Below are 4,252 nucleotides of genomic sequence, written 5' to 3'. Positions count from 1 at the left end.
GGAGGGGGTTGGGGGGTGGGGTTCTTGTACCTCACAAGGGCCGAGAACCGCTATATTTTCTTCTTGCATTGCTAATGCATCGACCGACAATGGCATAACATCGACCTGCAATGGCATAACATCGACCGACAATGGCATAACATCGACCGACAATGGCATAACATCGACCTGCAATGTTAACGTGAGTTCGATAGATTTGATCTGACCCCTCTCCAAACCTATCCCCGAAGCGGGGATAGGCTTAAAAAGCTTATTTTTTCGTTGTTCCTCGCTCTCTTTGTAAAAGCTACGGTGTACACACAAGTCTGAAATAGCTGATTAACCAAGGTTTTACCCCACCCTAACCCTCCCCTTATAAAGGGGAGCCACTGCGTTGGGCGGGCAATGCCCGACTTGAACCATGTGGCGTGAGGGAACTAGATTTCTTGTTTCCCCCCTTAATAAGGGGGGATTAAGGGGGGTAATTAGACTTGTGTGTACACCGTAGATATTTGTAAAAGAGGGAGGCTAGGTGAGAGAGGTTCATCGAACTTACGTTGTTCTGGTAAGCAGATTGTAGAGACACGCTGTAGCAGTCTACACATTTATCTCATTTGGAATTTTTCACATTAATAATACGTAAGCTATAATCAAACAATTTATAAGACTATATTTATATTGATGAATAGTCATTTCCTAGATGGACGTTATCGAATACTAAAAGCTCTCAATGATGGTGAAAAGGGAAAAACGTATCTAGTTGAAGATGTTAATCTTCCTGGCAGCCAATTTATAGTAAAGCAGTTACGTCCTCCTAGTAGCAATCCTCAAACTTTAACAATCCTACGCCGCTTGTTTGCCAGTAAGGCAGCAACTTTAGAAAAACTAGGACAGGAACACGATAATATTCAAAAGTTAATTGCTTCTTTTGAAGAAAATGAAGAATTCTATATAGTCTATGAGTTCATAGCCGGTAATCCTTTAACTGACGAAATTATCCAGGGACAACCTCTGAGGGAAGACCAAGTAATTAGTCTTTTATCAGAGATATTAGAAGTTTTGGTGCTTGTACATAGCTATGGCGTGATTCATCGGGATATTAAACCAGCGAATATTATTCGCCGGGAGTCAGATGAAAAGTTAGTTTTGGTTAATTTTGGTACTTTTAATGAAGCCATCATTAATACCGTTGACAATCTCGAATATATGCCTATAGAACAAATTAACGGCAACCTCAAATACAACAGCGACATATATGCTTTAGGTATCGTTGCGATCGCAGCATTTAGAGGTTTACCTGCAAACGAAATATCTAATTTGCGAAGTCAGAACAATAAGCTAACAGGTGAAATAGATTGGCGTAACAAAAATATAAAAGTTAACAGAAAATTAGCAAATATTATTAATAGAATGGTGCGTTTTGACTATCGTAAGCGCTACCAGTATGCGACCGAAGTTTTAGACGATCTGAAAAAGTTAATAAATGTTGAGCACAATCAACAAAAACAGCATCATAAAAAATTATTACTAGTTTTGACGGGGATAGCTGGCTGTATCACACTTGGTATTGGAGCGTGGTTTTTGCAGTTGCCAAAACCTGCAAGTGATGCTCAACAAAAATTATATCAAGAGGGAGTAAATAAATATGATGCAGGAAACTATGAAGGAGCAGTTAAAGATTTCAATCAGGTTATTGAATTAGATCCGCAAAACGCTTTGGCTTATAATAGGCGAGGCGATGCTTATTATCGATTAGGAGACTACGAGCAAGCACAAGCAGACTCTAGCCAAGCAATTTTACTCAATCCACAAGATGGTAATGCCTATTTTGACCGAGGATTTGCTTTTTCGGAATTAGGTAAGTATAAAGAAGCGATCGCTGACTATAACCAAGCAATTAAGTTAAATTCTAAGGATGCTTATGCTTACTATGGGCGAGGATTAGCCCTTGCTCAATTGAAGGATAATAAAGGCGCAATTGGAGATTTTAGCAAAGCGATCGCTCTCAAACCTCAGTATACCGAAGCCTACTTGCAGCGAGGCATTCTCCGCCGTCGCCTTAGACTCAGACAAGCAGCAATCCAAGATTTTGATACAGTAATTAAGATTAATCCTAGTGATGCCAAAGCTTATTATCAAAGGGCTTTAACTCAATCTATTAATAAACAAAAATATGCAGCAATTAAAGATTACACGGGCGCAATTAATATCAATCCCAAATACATAGAAGCCTATCTGAATCGTGGTGATGTTTACAGTGATTTGGGAGATAAACTCGAAGCTACTGAAGATTACAACACAATTTTACAGATTGATCCTAAATTTATTGCAGCTTATACTCACAGAGGTATTCACCGCTTTTCTTTCGGAGATTATAAAGGCGCTATTGAAGATTACACCGCAGCTCTGAAACTAGATTCTAATAATATATCAGCTTACAACAACCGTGGTAACGCCTATCTGGAACTGGGAAATAAAAAAGCTGCAAATCAGGATTATTCACGAGTGATCGCAATTAATGCTAACAATGCTTTAGCCTACTATAACCGGGGTGTGATTCGCACCAAGCAGAAAAATAAACAGGGTGCGATCGCAGATTTCGCAAAAGCTGCAAAACTATTCCAACAGCAAGGGGAACAAGATAGTTATCAAGATGCACAGAGAGAAATTGCAATTCTGCAAAATAATTCAGCACCAGCGCCAACTACTCGCCCTAAATCTGGGAAAATAGAAAAAAATTGAGCTATGACTCAATATAGTAATACCATTTTAGGACTATCCCTTTTATACCATTAGCCCAATATGTCCAGTTGGTAGGGGCACAGTAATGCTCATTGGTGTCAACTTAAAGTGAAAGCCAGTCTAGAAACAGCTTTTAGAGATTGTCTTGAAAAGAAGTCTCTGACTGGGAATGCCTATGTGGGGGCTGCCGCCTCAAGACTTGCGGCAGAGCCGCTTTTGATTTGCATTTCCAGCCTCTGGCTGGAAACGAGGTTTTAAAAGGGTTTGGGCTTAAGTTGACACGGATGAGTAATGCTGTGCCCCTACGAGAAATCTATATGTATCAGGGTTTGTGTGAAATGGTATTACCGTCAGAAATCGTATGGCTTTGACATTTGATGTGTCGTTGTAGTCAAATAAATTATCGCTCAATATGAGTCACCGTGTTTTCTGACGACTCAATTAGGATGGCTATATGCTAATTCTCCTTACTTTTTCGGAAAATAACCTGGAATTATTCACCAGTAGGGATGTCAATACGGTACTGAAAAGGATTGATGGTACTCACAATATTTGGTTGCGCTGTATTCACTTCCGCGATCGCACTGGAACTGCCAAAATTATCAAGCACTTTGGACTCAATCCATCTCGTGTTAACATGATTTTTAACCATTCCCCTCTAGGAATTGATGAAGACGTAGAAGATTGTTTATTTGACAGCTATGAAATTCTAACTCCTCAAATAAAAAATCACGAGTTTGAGGTTGCGCGTGGCAATATTGTGGTTGGAAATAATTTTGTCATCACCTTTGAAATCACTGAACTAAAAGTTTTAAGTATTCTAGCTAATAATCTGCAAAAGCGAACTCTAGATATTCCCAAGTTGGGAATTGACTATCTTTTTTATCTCATCTTTAAAGATATTTGGAATAATTACGAAACTGGATTTGACTATATTTCTAGAAAACTTGATGATTTAGAAGATGAAGTATTAGATAATTCTGGTGATGAATCAACGTACCAAAAAATTGCCACCATGAGGCAATCTACTCGTTCGGGACGCCGTAATTTTCAAAGCATCAAGTCACTTATGACTATTATGGATCGCGAAGATTTCCAATGGATCACCCAGCCTGTGAAGGAACTATTCAATCAAGAATTGGTTCATCACGTTGATAAACTCTGGCAAGAATATCAAGCTCTAAGAGCCTGGATGTCAGAATTAATGGAAATTCAACGCGATAATATTGCTAGCAAAACCGGTGAACGAATTAATCGCCTAACTATCCTCTCAACCATATTCTTACCAATCACTTTCATGTCTGGTTTTTATGGTATGAACTTCAAATATATGCCGGAATTAGAGCAACCTTGGGCTTATCCTGCTCTGATCTGCGTGATGGCATTAATTGTAATTGGTAGTATTGTCTATGCTAAAAAACAACGTTGGTTGTAGCATCTATCAAGTTACGAACAAAAAGATCCCCGACTTCTTGAAGGATACTGCTGGCGAATTGAGGGTAAGACCCCTCAAGGTAACCAGTTTTAGAAT

General features: G+C 39.1%; 2 protein-coding genes. Both read left to right on the top strand.

The window, feature by feature from the left end:
- Nucleotides 1-660: 660 nt before the first annotated feature.
- Complete coding sequence (locus HWQ41_RS19705) at nucleotides 661-2,721, top strand: serine/threonine-protein kinase (RefSeq protein ID WP_292766357.1); 2,061 nt, start codon at nucleotides 661-663, stop codon at nucleotides 2,719-2,721.
- A gap of 454 nt (nucleotides 2,722-3,175) precedes the next feature.
- Nucleotides 3,176-4,156: a CorA family divalent cation transporter gene (locus HWQ41_RS19700; RefSeq protein ID WP_292766354.1), complete on the top strand. Its 981-nt coding sequence runs from the start codon at nucleotides 3,176-3,178 to the stop codon at nucleotides 4,154-4,156.
- Nucleotides 4,157-4,252: the final 96 nt, after the last annotated feature.

The organism is Nostoc sp. NOS(2021) (genome assembly GCF_017115025.1).
GTDB lineage: Bacteria > Cyanobacteriota > Cyanobacteriia > Cyanobacteriales > Nostocaceae > Nostoc.
Note: the sequence above shows the minus strand (reverse complement) of the source record. Positions and strands in the feature narration are given on the sequence as shown.